The sequence below is a fragment of the Microcoleus sp. FACHB-68 genome (assembly GCF_014695715.1).
Lineage (GTDB): Bacteria > Cyanobacteriota > Cyanobacteriia > Cyanobacteriales > Oscillatoriaceae > FACHB-68.
The window spans coordinates 225,568-248,265 of record NZ_JACJOT010000009.1; the positions used below are offsets into that span (position 1 = coordinate 225,568).

The following is a 22,698-nucleotide window of genomic DNA, read 5'->3' on the forward strand; positions in this document are numbered from 1 at the left end:
TTGTTGTGAGTGGAAAGAAATCCGGTTGCTTAGATTAACCGGGTTTCTTTCCTTTATTTTTTTGCAGCCACTGAGGAACAATCAACTTGTTTTTTTAGAAAGGCTGCATCTGTAAAAGTTTCTCAGATTACTCTGTTCTGGGGTAAAATTATCTACGGCTATTCTTTTCCTTATTCCCAGTCGCCCCTCTCTTACCGGAATGCTTTTATCAAGAAGAAAGTAAGTCGTTTAAAATAGTAAAGATGCTTGCGAATATTCTCAAACGCAATAATGTAACAGTCCTGGGAAAAGGCAATCAAACACTCATCTTCGCTCACGGTTTTGGCTCGAATCAAACCGCTTGGCGATATATTGTACCGGCCTTCGAGTCTGATTATCGCATTGTACTGTTCGATCATGTGGGAGCCGGCAAGTCAGATTTGTCTGCTTACAACCCTCACCGCTACAACAGCCTTTCCGGATATGCACATGATTTACTGGAGATATATGCTGAATTAAAACTGACTAACTCGATCCTCATCGCTCACTCAGTTAGTGCGATGATTGGCTTGCTAGCAGCCCTAATTGAGCCACATCGCTTCAGCCGGCTCATCATGATTGGTGCATCACCCCGATACCTCAACGATACAGGATATATTGGCGGTTTTGAGCAGTCCGATTTGGATGCCTTTTATGCTGCCATGTCTGCGAATTACAATGCCTGGGTTTGTGGCTTTGCACCTTTGATCATCGGAGATCCACAACAACCAGAACTCGCAATTGAGTATGTAAGTACGCTAAAAGCCCTTCGCCCAGATATTGCTTCAGTTCTTGCTCGCACAATTTTTCAGTCGGACTTTCGCGATGATTTACTACGTTTAACGATTCCGACATTGATTGTACAATCGAGTCAAGATAATGCTGTACCTATGCAGGTAGGTCGGTATCTGGCAGCAAAGATTCCTAATAGTCAGCTAATGAATATCAATGCGAAAGGTCATGTTCCTCACTTGAGTGCGCCGCAAGAAGTAATTCAAGCAATTCGTGCTTATCTGACTCAATAAAGCCTTTATTCCTCCGGTTGTGAGTGTTCGGAAGCCGGCGGCAACCAAGCCACTAAATCCTCCTCCTTTGTAAAATCTAGCAACGCCTCTGCTAAATCCTCTAACTGAGGCAAAGATAACTGCTGAATACGCGCTTGTAACTCAGGGGAAAGCACACCAATTCGCCTTAAAAGTTGGCGCAGAATTAGTGAGAGTGTTGCCTCCTGTTTTCCTTGCTGCAAACCCTGTTCTATTCCTTCTTCCATCCAGCTTGTAACTATTCGCATAACTTCCTCCTGCTGAACCGGCTCCATCTTAGCAATTTCGTCCCGTAACAGCTTCTCCTCTTCTGCACCCAAGCGCAGATAGGTATCGATAAATCCAGAAATCAACTGCATCCGCGCTGGATCTAATCGCAAAGTTGCTAACAATCGCAGACATTCAAATTTTACCTGCCGGCGCTCTGCCGGTGCTATGTTCATTTTTGCCATTAACGCACTGGCAACCGGGTTGGGTTGCCGCAGAAAATCTCGCCAATTGAGACGATTTAGCTGAATCACATCATAATTGAACTGCAAAACCACTTTGTTTGGAAATGCCACTTGATGCACATTCGGTTCTGGGCGCACCGGCGTCTCGTAAGAAAATAGCGCTACAGGATACACCGGCAGCCCAAATTTTTCATACAACCGCGCAAAATATCGAAACATTCGTTGAGCGAAATCCGCTTCTGTTCGCGCCTGATGTTCGAGATGAATCAGAAAAAATGACTCCTGCCCTCGGAATCTGGCTTTCACCACTAAATCTGCTTCATATTTTTCGCCGGCTGTGACATCGGTAAACACTTCCTTATCTATAAATTCTATTGAATCCCCTTCTAGATAAGCCACCACCTCTGGCAAAAACAACTCGATAAACTCCACAAAAAAAGTTGTTAGGAGTTCTTTAAACAACCGATCATGGTCAATCATTCGCATCTAAAGATGACCAAATTTATCATTTTTATCTCTCATTTTCCAGATTTAACAAACGCCGTTACTTTGTTTCCATCCAATTTTGCCCCGCATGAATATCAACCAATAGTGGAACACTCAGCGGCAGAGCATTTTCCATCGCAGATTTAATTTTAGGCTGCAATTCTTCCCATTCATCGGGCAAAACTTCTAACACTAATTCATCATGAACTTGCAACAGCATCCGCGATTTATAATCGCGTAAAACCTCATGCATTTTTACCATTGCTAACTTGATAATATCCGCGCTAGAACCTTGAATCGGGGCATTTGCAGCCGAACGCAAAGCATCTGCATCATTTCTGCTATTCGTTTGAATTGCATCCAAATCGATTTCATCCCAAGGTGTTCCGAACTTCGCTCTCAAGCTGGAATTTTCAAATTTAACATATCGACGCCGGCCTAAAATTGTTTCTACATAATTTTGTGAAATCGCCTGTCTCTGCACCATTTGCAAAAAATCAAAAACTTTGGAATAGCGCTGCTTAAATCGATTAATAAATTCCCTTCCTTCTGCTGAAGTTTTCCCAATAGAACGGGCAAATCGTGTTGAACCCATGCCGTAAATTACGCCAAAATTAATCGTTTTAGCAATGCGGCGTTCATCCGAGGTGATTTTTTCTCGATCAAATAATAGCTGTGCCGTTACGGTATGCACATCCTGATTATTTCTGTAAGCTTCAACTAACACCGGCTCCTGGCTTAAATGAGCTAAAATTCGCAACTCAATCTGCGAATAATCAGCAGAAACCATTAACCAACCAGCTTCAGGGACAAACGCTTTGCGAATTTGCCGAGAGAATTCTGTTCGGATAGGAATATTCTGCAAATTTGGATTACTAGAAGACAGCCGGCCTGTCGTTGTCACCGCTTGGTTAAAATCGGTATGCACCCGATGTGTATCTGCACGAACTAGCTTTGGCAAAGAATCGACATAAGTAGATTTCAGCTTATCTAAGGTGCGGTATTCTAAGATTGCATCAACAACTGGGTGAGTGCCTTGCAATCTTTCCAGCGTGGCGGCATCTGTTGAGTAACCTGTTTTGGTTTTGCGAGATTTGCCGACATCAAGCTGTAGCTTTTCAAATAATATTTGAGCCACCTGTTTTGGCGATCCAATGTTGAATTCCTCGCCGGCAGCCTCATAAGCTTCTCGCTCAACGGTTTCTAAATTCTTTTGCATCTGTTGCGAAAGTTGCTTCAGATAAGCGGTATCGATGTGGATGCCGGTGTATTCCATCTGTGCCAAAACCGGCTCCAAAGGCTGTTCCACTTCTAACAGCAATTTATGCAGTTTAGCAGCCTTATCCAACTGATCTCGCAGCTTCGGCACCAGTAAAAACGTTGTATATACGTCCATCCCACAATAATCAGCGACGGCTGCAATATCGATATCAGCAATCGTTTTATTTTTGGGAACTAACTGATCGTAGCTTTTGGCAACAATTCCTAAATATTTGCTCGACAATTCACTCAAGCTGTGATTGTTTTCTGGATTAATTAAATAACTCGCCAGCATTGTTTCAAATACCACACCGGCAAGTTCAATTCCCTGACAGCGCAACACGAGCCGGTCAAATTTGGCATTCTGCAAAACCTTGGGATATTTCGCACTTTCCAAAATCGGACGCAACGCATCTAAAGCCGTTGTTTTATCCAAATTACCACCGGCAGCATGACTGATGGGAAGATAAGCCACATCCTCCGCACCGGCACCCCAACAGCAGCCAATCCCCACTAATTCCGCATCTCGTGGTTCTAGATCCGTTGTTTCCGTATCCCACGCAACCGGCATTGTTGGATCAGTATGAGTTTGCAGTTGTTGCACCAATTCTTTTAATTGTGCTTCAGTTTGAATAATGCGAGGTTCAATCAAACTCTTTTCCTGTTTCTTAGCCTTCTCTGTGTCAGCAGCCGTGAAAAACCACAGATCGTTATCCTCATTGATTGCAGCAAATTCAAACTTTTGCTGTGCTTCTTTGCTGTCTTGTTCATCAGCACCGCCAAACTGCCTTTGTAATTGCTTGACTTTAGGTAAGAAGGACTTAAACTCTAACTTTTCCAGCATCGGAGTTAACCTTGCCTCGTCAAACCCCTTGAGCTTGCAATCTTCTAGCTCAATTTCTAAAGGCACATTCCTGATAATCTGCGCCATCATTTGAGAGTGATACGCTTCATTTTTGCTTGTTTCTAACTTGGTTTTGACGGCACCTTTAATTTGATCAATTGACGCATAAATATCATCAAGAGAATTGTAAGTGCTTAAAAGTTGCACCGCTGTTTTTTCACCAATGCCTCTAACTCCGGGAATATTATCAGATTTATCACCGCACAAAGCTTTATAATCAACAACTTGTGCCGGCAGAATGCCTAATTTTTCCTTGACCTGCTCTGGGCCATATTCTTTCGCCTTGCCGGTGCCAGAATAACCAAAACTATCTCGTCCCAAACGCAGAACACTAATATTTTTAGAAGTATCAACCAATTGAAATAAATCTTGATCGCCGGTAAGAATTTTAACCGTGTAACCGGCAGCACTCGCTTGCGTTGCCAACGTGCCTAAAACATCATCCGCCTCATAGCCGGGAGCGGTTACAATCTTGAGATTAAACGCTGCCAGCAATTCTTGTAAGTGCTTGAGATCGACGATAAAGTCTTCAGGTGTCTCCTCACGATCCGCTTTATAAGTGTCGTCGGCTTCGTGGCGAAAAGTCGGCAACCCCAGATCAAACGCGATCACCAGATATTGTGGGTTGTGCGCCGTCATCACCTCTAGCAGCGACTTGAGAAAGCCAAAACTGGCACTGGTGGGAATGCCGGTGGTTGTTCTTAAACCCCCATCCCGACTTTTGGCAAACGCAAAGTAAGACCGAAAGGCCAGCGAGTGGCCATCAACAAGGATAAAGGTAGAGCTAGAATTATCCGACACGTTCAAACCACTGATAGAGTGTGACATCGTCTCTATTTTAGCTAGTCCCTCGACCTGCACCATCAACCCTCAAGCCGGTGGCAGTCTAAACCCAATAGTGGTACTTTGACAAAAACGTGTAACCCAGCCTAAAACCGAACCGGATAACCACAGCCAAGCAACCATCTGACGATAACTGACAACAGACTGCGCTATCATCTGCGTCTATCTGCGGTTAAAAAAATCACCCACTTCGGCAAAAACCACACTACAAGCCTAAAATCACATGACCCACTATCAACAACTCCTAAAAGTTCAAACAACCGGCAAATCCCTGTGTAAAATCACAAGCAAAGTGCAAGCCGTGGTTGCCGAGTCAGGCGTTAAAATTGGACTTTGTACAGTGTTTCTCCGCCATACCTCTGCTAGCCTGGTGATCCAAGAAAATGCCGATCCCGATGTCCTGCGGGATCTGGAAAACTTCTTAGCGACGTTAGTGCCAGAAGACAGCCGGCGGTATTATCATAATGCTGAAGGGCCTGATGATATGCCGGCTCATATCCGCACTGCGTTGACGCAAACATCAGAACAGATTCCGATTTCTCAAGGTAAACTGATGTTAGGCACTTGGCAGGGAATTTACATTTGGGAACACCGGCAGCGCAGTCACGTTCGAGAAGTTGTCGTTCACATTGCCGGTGAGTGAAATTCCTTCATTCTGAAGACAAAAACCTGAACCCTATTAACGGTAATGCTTCCGCATAGCCAAAGACTCAATTACTTATTTTCCAAAAATATTTATATTTTTTTAACTTTTAGCTTGAACCCGCCACATTGAGAAACTTGGCCATTCAAATTGGGCCTTTTCTTACGAGCACCCCAAAAAAATAAAAAAGAAAATCTGTGTGATAGTTTTTTTGATGAGCAGGGAAAAATATAACATCACTGGGATCTTTTGGTTGAAGGATGAGGCGGAAAATTAAGGGGTTGCACAAAGAATAAACTGTAGAGCCATTCACTTACGCTTGGGATTTGGGTTAGGGTTTTTCAAAAATTCTGAGCCAAACGCACTTGCCTAAAAGGTAAAAAACGGCATTTCAGGAAACAAATTTAATGAGTGTCAAATAACTTTTAAAAATGTTGCCAAATCCATTTTACACAAAATAGTTTTGTATAGATGGGCATAAATTGCTCGGAAACATTAAAAATTAGCAGACAAATCCCAATCAAAAGCTGAGGGCAAGCGATGATCGTGAATATTGCCGAAATAAATGGCGTTAGTAGCTACAAATGGGCAGAAGTAGACCAGTTTTTCAATTTTTCCCTGGATTTGCTTTGTGTTGCCGGCACAGATGGCTATTTCAAGCATCTTAACCCCACATGGGAAAAAACCCTTGGCTTCACGCAGCAAGAACTTTTGGCAACGCCATTTATCGAGTTGATTCACCCGGAAGACCGGCAAGCAACCCTTGCGGAAGCGCAAACACTCAGAGCCGGTGTCAACACGATCATCTTTGAAAACCGCTACCTATGCAAAGATGGCTCTTACAAGTGGCTGAAATGGACAGATGCTCAGCACACAGCAGACGGCTTGGTTTATGCCGTTGCTCATGACATCACCGAGTGCAAGCAGATGCAGAAGGCACTGCAAGAGAGCGAACAGCGCCATCAGAGCCTAGCAGAAATTGCGCCGGTGGGGATATTTCACACCGATGCTCAGGGAGATTGTTTGTATGTTAACAAGCGATGGTGTGCGCTCACCGGCTTGATGGTTCAAGAAGCAAAAGGAGCCGGTTGGCTAAAAGCCATCCATCCTGACGATCAAGCTCGCGTCTTTGCAGAATGGTATCACTGTGCAAAAGAGAACTTGCCCTTTAAATCAGAGTATCGTTTCCAACATCCCGACGGCACAACAACCTGGGTATTTGGTAAAGCAGTTGCTCAGAAAACTCTGAGCGGAGAAGTTGCCGGTTATGTTGGTTCAATCTCCGACATCAGCGAACGCAAGCGAACTGAACAAGCGCTACAAGAAAGTGAAGCGCGGCTGCAAGCGATTATTGATAATTCACCAACAGTCATCTTCGTCAAAGACGCTCAGGGCCGGTATATTCTAGTTAACCAACAGTACGAAAACCTCTTCCATATTCATAGAGAACAAATAAAAGGAAAGACAGATTTCGATATTTTCCCGCAGGAAATGGCTGAAGCATTCTCTGCGAATGATCAAACAGTGATCGAAGCGGAAACGTCCTTGCAGTGGGAAGAAATTGTCCCTCAAGACGACGGTTTACACACCTACATCTCCAGCAAATTTCCGATTTACGACGCTGCCGGTGTCCCGTATGCAACCTGTGGCATCGCAACGGACATCACCGAGCGCAAACGAACAGAACAAGAGCAGTTGCGACTCGTTAATCACATCCAATTATTGCTAGACTCAACCGGCGAAGGAATCTACGGAATCGATTTACAAGGAAACTGCACCTTCATCAACAAAACAGCCGCTCAAATGCTGGGATATCAGCCCAATGAATTAATGGGCAAAAATATGCACGAGTTAATTCATCACAGTCGTAGTGATGGCTCATCCTATCCCACTTGCGAGTGTCCCATCTTTTGCGCCTTTCACAAAGGAATGAGTTGTCATATAGACAGCGAAGTTTTTTGGCGGCGGGATAAAACGGCTTTTGCTGTGGAATATTCTTCTTATCCAATTATTGAGGGAGAAGAAATTAAAGGGGCGGTTATCACCTTCGTGGATATTACTGAACGGAAGCAGGCACAGGAAGCACTACAGACAGAGACATTACACGCCACCTCTCTACAAGAACGGTTGCAATATCTGCTCAATGCCGGCCCTGCCGTGATTTATAGTTGCAAGGCTGATGGCGATTTTGGCGTAACCTTCATCAGCGAAAATGTTAAGGCGCAGATGGGCTATGAAGCAAGAGAATTTCTAGAAGATTCAAACTTTTGGGCACGTCACATTCACCCCGAAGATGCTGCCGATGTCTTCGCGAAAAAGTCCCAGCTATTTGAGCGAGGAGATGACTCCCACGAATACCGTTTTCTTCACAAAGATGGCACCTACCGATGGATGCAAGATCGCATCAAGTTGGTTCGAGACAAAGCGGGAAATGTCTTAGAATTCATCGGTTGCTGGCAAGACATTAGCGACCGTAAGCAGACAGAATTAGCCCTACAGAAATCGATTAAACAATTAGCACAGTTCAAATGGGGCTTAGATCAGTCTGCCATTGTTGCCATCGCCGACTGCCAGGGAACGATTACTTATGTTAACAACAAATTTTGTAAGATTTCTCAACATTCCCGTCAAGAATTATTGGAAGAAAACCACAATTTTCTCAATTCCAATTATCAATCTGCGGAATCTTTAAAGCAATTGTGGTCAACTATTTCCGCCGGCAAAGTGTGGCAAGGCGAAATTAAGAATTGCGCTAAAGATGGCTCGCACTACTGGGAAGATACCACAATTGTGCCGCTTTTAAATAATGCCGGCGAACCCGAACAATATTTGTCTATCCGATATGACATTAGCGACCGGAAACGGGCGGAAGAAGCCCTTAAACAAGCCAATGAAACCCTAGAAATCCGGGTAGAAGATCGCACTGCGGAATTAAGGAATGCCATCGAGCGGCTGGAAGACGAAATGGCCGAGCGCCAACAGGCAGAGTTATCGCTCAAACAAGCGAAAGAAGAACTGGAAAAAAGCTATAGCCTCTTGCGAGGTGTGATTGAAGGAACCCCCGATCCCATTTTTGTTAAGGATATTCACGGTCGCTATGTGTTGGTTAACTCCGCGACTGCCCGCGTAATGGGAACAACCTGCGAGGAAATAATTGGCAAAGATGACAACGAGTTTGTTCCGCCTGAACTACTATCTCAAATTAAGGAAACTGACAACAGAATCCTGAGAACGGGCGTTTCTGAGACCTTAGAAGAAATTGTCCAAGCGCCAGACAGGAAGCGAACGTATTTAGCGACAAAAAGCGTCTACCGTGACAAAGAAGGAAATGTCATGGGTCTGATGGGAATTGCACGGGACATCACTGATCGCCAGAACACAGAAGCAGCTTTGCGCGAGAGCGAGTCACGGCTCAACAGCATTCTCAATTCCCTGAAAGATTTGGTGTGGTCGGTTTCAGCCACTACCTTTGATTTGCTTTTCATGAATCCATTGATCGAGAAACTTTACGGTCGCTCACGCTCTGAGTTTTTCGAGAACAGCAACCTCTGGCTTGAGGTGATTCATCCAGAAGATCGTGATCGCGCCCTTGAAAACAACCGCAGGGTGATGCAAGAGGGCAGCAGTGAAATAGAGTACCGAATTATTCGAGCAGATGGCCAAGTGCGCTGGGTTCACAGCCGAGCGTGGATGATTTATGACGAAAGCGGTGCTCCCCTCCGCATGGATGGTTTGAATTCAGATATCACCGAACGCAAACAAGCCGAGAAAACTCAGGCAAGACTAACGGCAATCTTAGAAGCAACGCCAGACTTTGTCGGCACCTCTGATGGCCAAGGCAATGTACTCTACGTCAACGGTGCCGGTCGGAAAATGTTAGGGATTGGTGAAGATGAGGACATCTCAAGCCTCCATATCTCTGAGTTCTGCGCCAAGAGTGCGGCAGAAATTATGCTGGCTGAAGGAGTGCCGGCAGCCATCAAGGACGGGGTGTGGAGCGGCGAAACGGCTTTGCAGTACCGCAACCGCACAGAGATTCCCGTCTCGCAAGTCATGATGGCGCACAAAGGGGAAAACGGAGTGCTGGAATTTATCTCCACCATCGCCCGTGATATCACTCCCGCCAAGCAGGCAGAGGAAGCGATCCGCCAAAGCGAAGCCAGACTTGCAGAAGCTCAAAAAGTCGCCCACGTCGGCAGTTGGGAATTCGATCTAGCAACGGGAGAAATTACTTGGTCGGAGGAAATGTTCCTTGTTTGGGGAATGGAACCGAGTCAACCCGTCCCGAATTATGAAGAGTTGTTGCAAAAAATTCATCCTGATGATCGAGAAGTTTTTGTATCAGCAGTTGGGCTGGCAATTACGGAACGCGTGCCTTATGAATTTGACCACCGATTCTTTCGCCCTGATGGTTCCATCGCATATATGCTCTCCAAAGGGCAGCCGGTTTTAAATTCAGAGGGTCAAGTCATTAAACTATTAGGCGCGGGGCTAGATATCAGTGCTCGCAAACAAACAGAGGAAGCGCTGCGCCAAAGCGAAGAACTGTACCGTGCCCTCGCCCGGAATTTCCCCAATGGTTCGGTGGCTTTATTCAACTCAGACTTGCGCTATATGCTGGCGGACGGAACCGAATTAGCGGCGGTTGGACTTTCTAAGGAATTAATGGAAGGGAAAACCCTTTGGGAGGTTTTTCCACCGGCAACCTGCGAATTTCTCGAGCCAATGTATCGAGCGGCACTCGCCGGCAACACGACGGTTTCGGAAATGCCTTATGGCGATAGAGTCTATTTAACGCAAATTTTGCCGGTTACCAACCAGCAGGGAGAAATCTTCGCCGGCATGACTTTAGTGCAAAACATCACTGAGCGCAAACTGGCAGAGGCAGCGTTGCAACAGCGCGAAGAACAACTGCGCCAGATCGTTGAGAATATGCCGGTGATGATGAATGCCTTGGATGCCAGTGGGATCACCGCCGTTTGGAACCGCGAGTCCGAAAGGGTTACCGGCTACAGTGCCCAAGAGATTGTAGGCAATGCTAAAGCAATGGAGTTGATATATCCAGATCCCGCGTATCGGGCCTCAATGCTGACCAAATGGGGTGAACTTGGCAATAACTACCGCAACTGGGAATGCGAAATCACGGCTAAAGATGGAAGTGCCAAAACAATTGCATGGTCGAATATATCTGAGGAATTCCCGATTCCCGGTTGGGCTAGCTGGGGCATTGGTGTGGACGTTACTGATCGCAAGCGGGCACAAGAAGCTTTAGCAGAGAAAGCCGGCTTAGCTGCATTTCGTGCGGATGTAGACACGGCTCTCACCCAGAGCGAGGGCTTGCCGGTGTTGCTGCAACGCTGTACTGAGGCTGTCGTTCAACATCTTGATGCTGCCTTCGCTCGCATTTGGACGCTCAACAACGAGGAGAACGTGCTGGAATTGCAAGCAAGTGCGGGAATGTATACCCACCTTGATGGCCCTCACAGCCGCGTGCCGGTTGGTCAATTCAAAATCGGTCTGATTGCCCAAGAGTGCCAACCTCACCTAACCAACTCGGTTCAGGACGATCCGCGTGTCGCTGATAAAGATTGGGCAAAAAGAGAGGGCTTGATCGCCTTCGCCGGCTATCCCTTGATCATCGACGGCCAAGTCTTAGGGGTTATGGCCATGTTTGCCCGTAAACGGCTCACCGATTCTACTCTCAAGGCACTGGAATTTGCAGCGGACGAAATTGCATTAGGCGTTAAGCGCAAGCAAGCGGAGGAAGCGTTGCGGCTGTCGGAAGCACGATTTAGACAACTCGCGGGGCGAGAGGCACTGCTCAACCGTTTGTCGAGCGATATCCGGAACTCCCTTGATGTCAATACCATATTGGGAACGGCTGTGGGTGAGATCCACAATTTGTTGCAGATTGACCGATGCCTCTTTACTTGGTATCGACCCTCAGAAGATCAAGCCGCCTGGGAAGTGGTGAAAGAAGCGAAGAACCCCGGCCTGCCCAGCTCCTTGGGCCAACACCCAGCCCCAGCAAATTCTATCACTCAAAAATTCCTTAACTTGGAAATGCTGCGGACTGAGGATCTGGCGGCGGCTATCGATCCACACGAACGAGAACTGTATACCACTGTCGGCTACACCGCGATACTGACGCTGCCGGTTCAGACGCCTTCTGGTGAGATTGGAGTGCTCAGTTGCTGCCATCATAGCGGTTCTCGACCTTGGGCTAACTCAGAAGTGGAACTGTTGCAAGCAGTTATGGATCAACTTGCAATCGCCCTGAGCCAAGCTGAACTCTACACGCAAGCCCAAGATTCTGCCAAGATTGCTCAAGAAAAAGCTCAACAGTTAGAGCAAACTTTGCACGAGTTAAAACGCACTCAAGCCCAACTCATTCAAACTGAAAAAATGTCTTCTCTCGGTCAAATGGTTGCCGGGGTTGCTCACGAAATTAACAATCCGGTTAACTTTATTCACGGCAATCTTTCTCACCTTAATGAGTACACGGCTGATTTAATGAATTTAATTGACCTTTATGGCCGGTGCTATCCTAACCCGATGCCTGAAGTGAAAGATTTACTTTCTGAACTTGACTTGGAATTTATGGCTGAGGATTTGCCGAAGGTTCTCTCATCTATGAAGATGGGAACGGAACGCATCCGCAATATTGTGCTTAGCTTGCGGAATTTCTCTCGCCTTGACGAAGCGGACATGAAAGAAGTCAATATTCATGAAGGGTTGGATAATACGCTGCTGATTTTGCAAAACCGGCTGAAAGCGAAATCTGACCAACCGGAGATTCAAATTGTGAAAGAGTATGGGGAGTTGCCCTTAGTTGATTGCTTTGCCGGCCAACTGAATCAAGTGTTTATGAATCTGCTGGCTAATGCCATTGATGCCTTGGAAACTGTGCCATCGTCGGGCACGATTACGATCCGCACTTATGTGGAGACGGGAAGTCGCGGTTTCGGAAACCGAGCGATCATTTGCATTGCTGATAATGGCAGCGGCATGAGCGAGGAAGTGCGGCAACGGTTATTTGACCCGTTTTTCACGACGAAGCCGATAGGTAAAGGCACGGGATTGGGATTATCTATCAGCTATCAAATTGTGGTAAAAAAACATGGCGGTGCTTTAACTTGCCTTTCTGAACCGGGCAAAGGCTCTGAGTTTTATATTGAGATTCCAGTTCATCAAGCTCAGTGAAAATAATGCAGAGGCGACTCTTTGATTGGGGGAGTTATCCAGAAAGCAGCGGCTTGGATGCTCCCTCAATTGATTCTAAAATTTAAAATCTGCCTATGAAAATAGATTTCTAGCTTAAGAAGAAGCGCGTCATAGTTTTACTAAACTTTAACGATATGAGCATAAGAATTTGCAGCTAAACTTCCCTTTAATTCAATTTTTCCATCAGTCTTATCCGGGAGTGGACAACGGGGCCGGCTCTAGAAAGCTCGTTTTTTGGTAGTTAAGATTAAATCCTAGAAACAATTGCTTTGCCATCTAATTTTATCTAAGATTTTAATAGCCCATTAATTCCAGAATGAGTAAAAATACGGAATTGTCATAAAACCTTGTGATTTTCAAGTTAAGTGCGTTAGGATATGGCAATTAGTTTTAAATCGGAATGTGTCTCATTCTTTTCTGAAAAGTTAAGATATTTTTGTATAGGTAAATATTGATATCGGTGAGTTGTAGGGAGACATTTTCTTGATGCATTACCCACCTTCAAACGACGATTTAAAATCAAAAAATTCCACTGTTTCTACAAAGTGGAATAACAGCTCCTATCAGCCTCCTCAAAATTGGTTAAATCGGCAAATCAGTCGCTTAGAAATTAGACAAAAAATTGGCTGGGGGTTTGCTTTGGCTTTGGGAGCAGCCATTGTGGGAGTAACGACAGGATTTCAGATCAGAAATCACTATGAACAACAGGCTGCGGAAATCGAACACCACACCCAAGAAGAAATCAGCCTGTTGCATCGCTTGCAAACGGCTGTATTGCAGTCACGAGGGCATCAACAGCAATTGGCTGCTTTGATAGATGAACCCGATTCTTTTCAAGAAGAATATAGCCATTTTCTTCAACACGCTGCTGAAGTGAATCGCCTCTGGGCTGAATTCAAATCTTTAGCCGGCACTGTCAGCTATGCCAACGAGATGCACACTGAAGAAATCCCCCACTTGCTGCAAACGTACGAGGGGGCACCAGAAGCTTATTTCGAGCAAATTGAAGCATTGGTTGGGCAAATAAAATTACCTTTATTAAACCCTGAAGACATCGAAGCTGTACAAAAACAGCTCTTAATTTTAAGCAGCAGCCCAACTGCGCTTAAATTTGATGGTATCTCAGACGATCTCACTGAACTGATTCAATCGTCTTATAAAGAACAAAAACAAGCAGAATCTGAGTTAAATGCAGCACGGAGAACCGGCATACAGCTCAGTGCCGGCAGCCTCATGCTATCAGTTGTAATCGCAGTCGCCTTAGCTTTGTATACGAGCCGGTTGATCGCTCGTCCCCTCGAAGCCACTACCAAAGTCGCTCAGCGAGTCACTGAGGAAGCGGATTTTAGCCTGCAAGCGCCAGTCACGACCCAGGATGAAGTGGGAAAGCTAACGCAGTCTCTCAACCTATTGATCCAGCGCGTCGCCACCTATACCCAGGAGCTGCAACAGGCACACGCAGAGCGTGATCGCTTCTTTAATTTATCCTTAGAAATGTTTTGCATCACCGGCTTTGATGGCTATTTTAAACAACTCAATCCTGCATGGGAAAAAATACTCGGCTTTACAAACGAAGAACTTTTAGCCAAACCATTAATTGAGTTTGTTCACCCTGAAGATCGAGAAGCAACCCTAGCCCAAACACAGAAGCTCGCCCAAGGGATAGACACTATCTCATTTGTGAATCGTTATTTGTGTAAAGATGGCTCCTATAAATGGCTGGAGTGGGCGTCGAATCCTTCGGCAGAAGAAAATTTAATTTATACAGTGGCGCGGGACATTACCGAACGCAAGCTCTCAGAAGCAGCCTTGCACGAAAGTGAAAAGCGATTTCGGAATCTGCTTTCCTATAGTCCCATTGTCATTTACAGTTGCAAAGCGTTTGGTGATTTTGGCGCAACCTTCATGAGTGAAAATGTGAAGGCGCACATGGGTTATGAGGCAAGAGAATTTTTGGAAGATACAAGCTTTTGGGCAAATCGAATTCACCCAGAAGACGCCGCCAAAACTTTCGCGGGAATGTCGAATCTGCTGGTAGCCGGCACCCAGTTTCTTGAATACCGTTTTCTTTACAAAGATGGGCTGTATCACTGGGTGCAAGACGAGCTGAAACTGGTACGAGACGAAGCCGGCAATCCATTGGAGATTGTGGGTTGCTGGCGAGATATTACAGAACGAAAACAGATGGAATCAGCGCTAAAGGAGGCGAATGAAACACTCGAAATTCGAGTGGAGGAGCGCACAGCCCAATTAACAGAAACGATTGAGCAGCGCGAACAAGAAATGGCTGAACGTCGCCGAGTAGAGGAAGCTTTATACAAAGAACAAGAATTCTTAAACGCATTGCTCAATAACTTAGCCGATGGCATTGTTGCGTGTGATGCGAATGGAATTTTAACGCTGTTTAATCGAGCAACCCAAGAGTTTCATGGGTTGCCGGCGCAACCGATCCTAGCAGAAGAATGGGCGCAACACTTTGACTTGTACTTGCCAGACGGGAAGACCCCAATGCAACGGGAAGACATTCCTCTGTTTCGCGCGTTGCAAGGAGAGAAGGTTCGTGATGTAGAGATGGTAATCGTCCCAAAGCAAGGAAAAACTCGCATTCTCCGGGCAAATGGTCAACTTATCGTTGATGCAGCCGGCAAAAAATTGGGTGCGGTGGTAGCGATGCAAGACATCACAGATCGCAAGGAAGCTGAGGCCGCTTTAAATAATAGTGAGTCGCGGCTAAATAGTATTCTTAATTCTCTGCAAGATGTGGTGTGGTCAATTGCTTTTGACACCTTCGAGGTGCTTTACATGAACCCAGCAACAGAAACGCTTTACGGACGTCCACGCTCTGAATTCTACAGCAAACCGTCTCTGTGGCAGGAGGCAACTCATCCTGAAGATCGGGATAGAGTTGCCAAGTCTACGACTCTATGGACAGAAGTTAACAGCCAAGAATTAGAATACCGAATTATTCGAGCTGACGGAGAAGTACGGTGGATTAGAAGCAAGAGTTGGCTGATTTATGATGAAGCCGGTGTTGTTGTCCGCATGGATGGTTTAACATCCGATATCACCGAGTATAAAGAAGCTGAGAAAGCTCAAGCAAGACTGACGGCAATTCTTGAGGCAACCACTGACTTTGTTGGCGTTGCAGATGCAAATGGCCGCGCTCTCTATATCAACAAGGCAGGTCGCCAAATATTGGGATTTGATGAGGATGAGGACGTTACATCCATGTTTATTCCGGAGTTCATGGCGGAGTCTGTCCTTGATCTTATTCTTAATGAAGCGTGGCAGACTGTTGTGCGCGATGGGGTGTGGAGTGGTGAGAGCGCTTTGCGACACCGCACCGGCAGGGATATTCCTGTCTCGCAGGTTTGGATGAGCCATAAATCAGAAAATGGAGAGGTGGAGTTTTTCTCGACCGTAATCCGCGATATCAGCGAACGCAAGCAAGCAGAAGAAGCCTTGCAGCAACGGGAAGAACAACTACGCCAAATTGTTCAGAATATGCCGGTGATGATGGATGCTTTTGATGCACAAGGGAGCATTACCGTCTGGAACCGAGAGTGCGAAAGGGTCACGGGTTACAGTGCCGATGAGATCATTGACAATTCCAAAGCAATCGAGTTGATGTATCCAGACCCAACCTATCGAGCCTCGATGATGACCTTATGGGCTACACTTGGCAATGATTACCGCAGCTGGGAATGGAACATTACGGCTAAGGATGGGACTGTTAAAACAATCGCCTGGTCTAATATTTCTGAGCAATTTCCAATTCCCGGATGGGCTAGTTGGGGGATTGGTGTGGATGTGACTGAGCGTAAGCAAGCAGAGGAGGCGTTGCGACAGTCTGAAATCCATTCCAGACAACTTGCCCAACAAGCGCAAGAAAAAGCTCACCAGCTAGAGCAAACTTTGCACGAGTTAAAACGCACTCAAGCCCAACTGATTCAAACTGAAAAGATGTCTTCTCTCGGTCAGATGGTTGCCGGTGTTGCTCACGAAATTAACAATCCTGTCAACTTTATTCACGGCAATCTTTCTCACCTGAATGACTATACGACTGATTTGGTGAATTTAATCAAGCTTTATGGTCAGTGCTATCCTAACCCGATGCCGGCTGTACAAGATTTACTTTCTCAACTTGATTTGGAATTTGTGACTGAGGATCTGCCGAAGGTTTTATCCTCTATGAAAATGGGAACTGAACGCATTCGCGATATTGTTCTGTCCCTGCGGAATTTCTCTCGGCTTGATGAAGCGGACATGAAAGAAGTCAATATTCATGAAGGTTTGGATAATACGCTGCTGATTTTGCAAAACCGGCTGAAAGCGAAATCTGACCAACCTGAGATTCAAATTATTAAAGAATATGGGGAGTTGCCTTTAGTTGATTGCTTTGCCGGCCAATTGAATCAAGTGTTTATGAATCTGCTGGCGAATGCCATTGATGCTTTGGATAATGTGCCATCTCCTCGCATCATTACAATTCGTACCTCACTCAATTCTGGTTTGTCTCGGTTGAGTTTAGACAACAAACAACTCACTCAAAGCTCACTCAAAACTCCCAAAACATTAGTAGGAGAGACTCAAAACTCAAATTCCTCTCAGGACTCAATCGTGATTTGCATTGCTGACAATGGCAGCGGCATGAGTACAGAAATCCAAGAACGGTTATTTGACCCGTTTTTCACAACAAAGCCGATAGGTAAAGGCACAGGATTGGGATTATCTATCAGCTATCAAATTGTGGTAAAAAAACATGGCGGTGCTTTAACTTGCATTTCTGAACCCGGTAAAGGTACTGAATTTTATATTGAGATTCCGGTTCATCAAGTCTAGTGAAAATAAAGTCGGGGGCATTATTAACAAACCGAATGATCGCTCACTTATTCCACGCTTAAATTGAGCCGGCTGAGAAAGCCACGCAAACGCTCACTTTGTGGGTTCGTCAAAACTTCCCGCGCAGAACCTGACTCTTCCACTTTACCCTGATGCAAAAATAACACGCGATGGGCGACTTCCCGCGCAAATAACATTTCATGGGTGACAACAACCATTGTCATTCCCTCTTCGGCAAGTTGTTGCATAACTCGCAGCACTTCTCCCACCAATTCCGGATCAAGGGCGCTAGTGGGTTCATCAAATAGCATGACTTTAGGATTTACACACAAGCTGCGGGCGATGGCAACTCGCTGTTTTTGTCCTCCAGAAAGTTGTTGGGGATAAGCTGTTGCTTTTTCTGAAAGTCCGACTTTTTCTAAATAAAATCTTGCTTGTTGAATACTTTCTTGACGCGATTTGCCTAAAACTTTTTGCGGGGCTAAAATTAGATTTTCTAATACACTTAAATGGGGAAAAAGATTGAATTGCTGAAAAACCATGCCCACCTCAGTTCGTAACTGTCGCAGTCGAGTGCGGCTGAGGTTTGGGGGAGACAAATCGATGCCGCTAACAACCAACTGCCCACCGTCAATTTTTTCGAGCCGGTTGAAACATCGTAGCAGGGTACTTTTGCCGCAGCCAGAGGAACCGATAACGGCAACTACTTCACCTTGATTAACCGTGCCGGTGATTCCTTGCAGCACTTGCAGAGAGCCAAAGTTTTTCTGAAGATTTTCAAACGTGATCGTGGGAGTGGCATTTTCCATAAATCACTCAGCTCTTTGACCTTTTTAAGGTTTACTGATTCGTTAAATGTTTTTAACAAAAAGTGGTTTTATCTAACATTTTAAAAATTGAGCTGATATTAGCATAAAATTACTAAATTATCAATGAGCCGACCGATGGCTAATCCCAACATTAAACATTAAAATGCCAAAAGAGAATTTATCGTTCCGACACCGGCACTTCCCCGGTTTGCCGGCAAAATCGCCGAAGTGGCTGCGCCGGCTCGCATTGGGTTTAACCTGTCTGCTGCTACTCGCCGGCTGCGTGTTAAACGCCAACCTTGCCGGCACCCCCAAAACCCTCAAAGTTGCCACCGGCGCAGATTACCCTCCTTTTGAGTTTCAAGCACAAAATGGCGAATTAACCGGCTTTGATATTGAGTTAATCCAAGCCATCGGCAAAGCCGAAAACTTTAAAATTGAATTTGAAAGTATGCCCTTTGATGGCATTATTCCGGCATTGCAGTCAAGAACTGTAGATGCTGCCATTTGCGCCATGACGATTACGGCTGAACGCAGTAAAACAATTTCTTTTTCCCGACCTTATTTTAAAGCCGGCATCGCCATCGCTATCAAAACGAACAACAAAAATATCACGTCCTTCGATAGCCTCAAAAATAAAACTATTGCTGTGCAAATCGGCACAATCGGCGCTAAAAAAGCCAAAGAAATTCCCGGTGCAAAACTGCGAACTTATGATTCTGCACCCCTAGCATTGCAAGCCTTGGTTAACGGGAATGTGGATGCTGCTATTAGTGATGCCCCCGTCACCCTTTACGCCATCAAACAAAGTAATCTCAAAGGCATCAAAATTATCGACCAATTGATCACAGAAGAATTCTTTGGCATTCCCACACCTAAAAATTCTCCCAACCTTGACACCATCAATAAAGGGTTAACAACGGTTTTGAACAATGGCACCTATGCCCAAATTTATCAAAAATGGTTTAATGTACAACCGCCCGAATTACCGGCAACCTCACCAGTTTTAAACTCTAATAATGTTCGTACCGGCATCTTGGGTTCTGCCGGCATGATCGCCACCGCCTTGCCTAACTTGCTGCGAGGCGCATTAATTACGTTGCAACTAACGGCTTTCTCCCTATTTTTAGGGGCGATTGCAGGTTCTTTGATAGCCCTCGCCCGTCTTTCTTCCACCCGCCCTTTGAGTGTGCTTGCGCGGGTATATATAGACTTTTTCCGGGGAACGCCCTTGTTGGTGCAGATTTTTATGATTTATTATGGCTTGCCGGCGCTGATCCAAGAGTTGGGACTGACCTTTACCCTAGATCGCCTGCCGGCAGCCGTGATGGCGCTGAGTCTCAATAGTGCTGCTTATATTGCAGAGATTGTCCGCGCCGGCATTCAATCGATAGAACCTGGACAAGCCGAGGCTGCACAATCTCTAGGATTAGGGCCGGTGCAAACGCTGCAATATATTATATTTCCTCAAGCGTTGCGGCGGATGATCCCACCTTTAGGCAATGAATTCATCACCTTGCTTAAAGATACCAGCTTAGTTGCTGTGATCGGTTTTGAAGATTTATTCCGTCGCGGACAGTTAATTGTGGCAGAAAATTATCGCACGTTTGAGATATACACGGCTGTCGCCTTAATTTACTTAGCCCTCACGCTTTTATCCTCTCAAGCCTTTAGCTGGTTAGAACGTTGGATGAACCCGGTAAAACGGCAATTTAAATGATATTCACCCTCTGGCTGATCGATTACTACCCTTTTGGATAGATGAACTGTGCTCGCGCAATCAGGCAAAGTGGTTGAGTAATTCTCGCAGAGAATAAGTTTATGGCCAGCAACGGAAATTCAGTGATCAGCAACCTTGAGTACGACTTGCTCACAGTGCTGCAAAACAAGTCCGAAGCTCTCAAAGCCTACGAAGTTTATATCAAAGATGCTCAGGACACCGGATCTGAGCCTTGTGTGCAACTCTTCCAAAAGTTACAGGAGACGGAGATGCAGCAGGCGCAGGAGATCCGCCAGCATCTTCAGGAAGTGATGCAGAAGGGCAAAATGTAGCACTTTGAGCAGGACACTTAAACCCTGTCTTTGCTAATTAGGTTGCTTTGCTTGTGACAGGACGAACCGGCCTATCTTCGCTTAAACAGGCGAGCGAGACGGTGAAATTGCCAGGACATCGGGAACTTCTAAAAGCAGGCATAGGCAAGATTGCTCTTAACAAAATTTGCTGCCAAACACTGAACTTTTCGATGCCACTAACCGCCGTTTTAAGTTGCCGGCTCAGCCTTCAAATAAACGAAGGCAAAACTAAACAGTAAAAAGGCAGAAGTAAAACTTAAACGTGTTTGCTTTTGCCTTTTTACATGACTTTTAATTATTATAATGTTATGCAAATAAAGTGCAGAACAGCTTCTCAAGTAACGGGAGATCGGGTAGTGCAGGCCAATCGGGTGCCGGCACGGATGCAATAAAGACGATCCAACGATAAAATCGTGGGGATCATTAGCCGATCTAACTCCCAAAATGAACGCGGTTGTCGAGACGGGTGCTCTACTCAACAAAATAGTTCCACCATCGAACAAGCTCTTGTATCGCTTATCCCTAGGCAAATGCAATCAAAATTGCTCGCACAATTCTAGTTGCATTGGCTCAGGGGCGGGAGTAGGGTGCATCACGACAAACGCCTTGGGGAAGCCGAAAGCAGAACCTAGGCGGGTTTTTGAAGAGGATTTCGCACCGGCAAATCCTCCCAATCGCAACCCCAATCTAATGGCTCACAAAAAAAGCCAGAGTCGCCTTTGGTTCGCTAACGCGCTAGAAAAAGGGGCCATCTAGAGGTAAGCGATGTACACAGATCGACAATCATTCAGACACTGGAACGTCAGTAGTTCTGACACTGAGTTGATTCAACAGTGGGTGGGGTGCCAATCTCCCCGCCGACGGCGGTCTTCCTGGCGCTTGGCCAAGCAGTTCCAAGCTTTTGCCGGCAAACCCTTCGCCCAAGTCACAAGAGCCGATATCCGGGCGTTTGGAACCGCTAAAGCTTCCGAGGGTGTTGCCCCCCAAAAAGTCGCGCAGATGCTGTTGGGGATCAAGTCCTTGTTCATCTTTGGATACGAACTCGGTGTGCTGCCGGTGAACATCCCCCCAGAACGGTGGCCAAAAATTCGACTCAAAAAGCGTTCTCGTCGTAAGAAACCTGCTCGGAAGTTGGGATTCGGTTTGGGGTTGAGTGTTTGTTGTTTGGCGCTGATAGTGCCAGGATTTCTCAACAAGGTAGAATCTACCCCACCGGCATCCAGTCTCACAGCGAAGGAGTGGGATGAACCCAAAGTATCGGGACAGTTGAGTGATTTATACGCCCAAACAGCAACGCCTCTCAAAAGTCCTAACACGAAAGCTTTTCTGGATTTGATTGCTGTAGCAGAAGGAACGGCGGGATCAGACGGCTACCGCACTCAATTCACCGGCGCTAAATTTGACAGTTTCCACACTCATCCCGATGAAGTGTACTGCGCCTATTCTAACGGGCGGCGCATTTGCTCAAGTGCGGCGGGGAGATATCAATTTTTAAAGCCAACTTTTGACCGGCTTAAACGAAAACTGGGATTGCCAGATTTTGGCCCCCGATCTCAAGATTTAGCAGCGATTGAATTAATTCGAGAACAAGGCGCTTTGGAAGATATTGAAGCCGGCAACATTAAAGCCGCTTTACGAAAAGTCTCAGCCATTTGGGCTCATGTTGAAGGTGCCGGTTACGGGCAACCCGAACACCCCTTAGATAAGCTAGAGGCGATCTACTGGCGGGAACGAAAAAAATATGAATTTCCCTCACAGGCGCAAAAATAGGGAAATGGGCAACCGATAAGCGAGCGTCCTTCTCATTCGTTCTTTTAGGGGATCACCTCAAAATCCCCCATTTCTCTCTACCCCTTAATCCAGCTTAATTGTCTTCCTTCCCTAGAAAAGTGGAAATTGAGAATAGAGGGCAACCCATCAAATTCTTGCCCTTAGCCGGCTTTTTCCGCTGACCAAAGCGCTGCTATTTTTTACTTTTACGTTTATATGGGTCGCCCGGGATTCGAACCCGGAACTATTCGGTTAAAAGCCGAGTACTCTACCGTTGAGTTAGCGACCCAGTAACTGTGTCTTTAAAACACCTTTACTAGAGTAACAGAGG

10 protein-coding genes and 1 tRNA gene are annotated in these 22,698 nt (G+C 45.9%); 7 read left to right on the forward strand and 4 right to left on the reverse strand.

The annotated features are described in order from the left end of the window. The first annotated feature begins 242 nt into the window (after nt 1-242). Entirely contained in the window at nt 243-1,043 is an 801-nt protein-coding gene (locus tag H6F73_RS16475) for an alpha/beta hydrolase (RefSeq protein ID WP_190759843.1), read from the forward strand. A 5-nt stretch (nt 1,044-1,048) separates the two neighbouring features. Here H6F73_RS16475 and H6F73_RS16480 read toward each other — a convergent pair whose 3' ends face one another. Next, complete coding sequence (locus H6F73_RS16480; RefSeq protein WP_190759844.1) at nt 1,049-1,993, reverse strand: DUF4351 domain-containing protein; 945 nt, start codon at nt 1,991-1,993, stop codon at nt 1,049-1,051. 64 nt (nt 1,994-2,057) lie between these two features. Further along, nucleotides 2,058-4,991: a DNA polymerase I gene (gene polA / locus H6F73_RS16485; protein ID WP_190759846.1), complete on the reverse strand. Its 2,934-nt coding sequence runs from the start codon at nt 4,989-4,991 to the stop codon at nt 2,058-2,060. A 238-nt stretch (nt 4,992-5,229) separates the two neighbouring features. Between polA and H6F73_RS16490 the strand changes: the two genes are divergently transcribed. The 3 genes from H6F73_RS16490 (at nt 5,230) to H6F73_RS16500 (ending at nt 17,715) form a co-directional block, all read left to right on the forward strand. Next, nucleotides 5,230-5,649, forward strand: a complete 420-nt coding sequence (locus H6F73_RS16490; RefSeq protein WP_190759848.1) for a secondary thiamine-phosphate synthase enzyme YjbQ — start codon at nt 5,230-5,232, stop codon at nt 5,647-5,649. Nucleotides 5,650-6,195: 546 nt separating this feature from the next. Beyond that, nucleotides 6,196-12,852 (forward strand): PAS domain S-box protein, encoded by a 6,657-nt coding sequence (locus H6F73_RS16495; RefSeq protein WP_190759849.1) that lies wholly within the window; start codon nt 6,196-6,198, stop codon nt 12,850-12,852. A gap of 507 nt (nt 12,853-13,359) precedes the next feature. Further along, nucleotides 13,360-17,715 (forward strand): PAS domain S-box protein, encoded by a 4,356-nt coding sequence (locus tag H6F73_RS16500; RefSeq protein WP_190759851.1) that lies wholly within the window; start codon nt 13,360-13,362, stop codon nt 17,713-17,715. A 47-nt stretch (nt 17,716-17,762) separates the two neighbouring features. On the opposite strand, the gene H6F73_RS16505 is transcribed toward H6F73_RS16500, so the two are convergent. Then, nucleotides 17,763-18,524: an amino acid ABC transporter ATP-binding protein gene (locus tag H6F73_RS16505; protein WP_190759853.1), complete on the reverse strand. Its 762-nt coding sequence runs from the start codon at nt 18,522-18,524 to the stop codon at nt 17,763-17,765. A 163-nt stretch (nt 18,525-18,687) separates the two neighbouring features. Between H6F73_RS16505 and H6F73_RS16510 the strand changes: the two genes are divergently transcribed. The 3 genes from H6F73_RS16510 to H6F73_RS26065 all read left to right on the forward strand — a co-directional run bounded on the left by H6F73_RS16510 (nt 18,688) and on the right by H6F73_RS26065 (nt 22,367). Beyond that, on the forward strand, nt 18,688-20,244 hold the full coding sequence (locus H6F73_RS16510; RefSeq protein WP_190759854.1) for an ABC transporter permease subunit: 1,557 nt from the start codon (nt 18,688-18,690) through the stop codon (nt 20,242-20,244). 101 nt (nt 20,245-20,345) lie between these two features. Continuing rightward, nucleotides 20,346-20,576 carry a hypothetical protein gene (locus H6F73_RS16515; protein WP_190759856.1) on the forward strand — a complete coding sequence of 77 codons (231 nt, stop codon included), beginning with the start codon at nt 20,346-20,348 and terminating at the stop codon, nt 20,574-20,576. A 786-nt stretch (nt 20,577-21,362) separates the two neighbouring features. Beyond that, complete coding sequence (locus H6F73_RS26065) at nt 21,363-22,367, forward strand: glycoside hydrolase family 104 protein (RefSeq protein ID WP_199330630.1); 1,005 nt, start codon at nt 21,363-21,365, stop codon at nt 22,365-22,367. Nucleotides 22,368-22,584: 217 nt separating this feature from the next. Here the strand turns inward: H6F73_RS26065 and H6F73_RS16525 are convergent. After that, nucleotides 22,585-22,656, reverse strand: a tRNA-Lys gene (locus tag H6F73_RS16525). Between the last annotated feature and the right edge of the window lie 42 nt (nt 22,657-22,698).

Coding starts and splice junctions, on each gene's coding strand:
- H6F73_RS26065 (WP_199330630.1), top strand. CDS start 21,363: ATGTACACAGATCGACAATCATTCAGACACTGGAACGTCAGTAGTTCT.
- polA (WP_190759846.1), bottom strand. CDS start 4,991: ATGTCACACTCTATCAGTGGTTTGAACGTGTCGGATAATTCTAGCTCT.
- H6F73_RS16475 (WP_190759843.1), top strand. CDS start 243: ATGCTTGCGAATATTCTCAAACGCAATAATGTAACAGTCCTGGGAAAA.
- H6F73_RS16480 (WP_190759844.1), bottom strand. CDS start 1,993: ATGATTGACCATGATCGGTTGTTTAAAGAACTCCTAACAACTTTTTTT.
- H6F73_RS16500 (WP_190759851.1), top strand. CDS start 13,360: ATGCATTACCCACCTTCAAACGACGATTTAAAATCAAAAAATTCCACT.
- H6F73_RS16515 (WP_190759856.1), top strand. CDS start 20,346: ATGGCCAGCAACGGAAATTCAGTGATCAGCAACCTTGAGTACGACTTG.
- H6F73_RS16505 (WP_190759853.1), bottom strand. CDS start 18,524: ATGGAAAATGCCACTCCCACGATCACGTTTGAAAATCTTCAGAAAAAC.
- H6F73_RS16510 (WP_190759854.1), top strand. CDS start 18,688: ATGCCAAAAGAGAATTTATCGTTCCGACACCGGCACTTCCCCGGTTTG.
- H6F73_RS16490 (WP_190759848.1), top strand. CDS start 5,230: ATGACCCACTATCAACAACTCCTAAAAGTTCAAACAACCGGCAAATCC.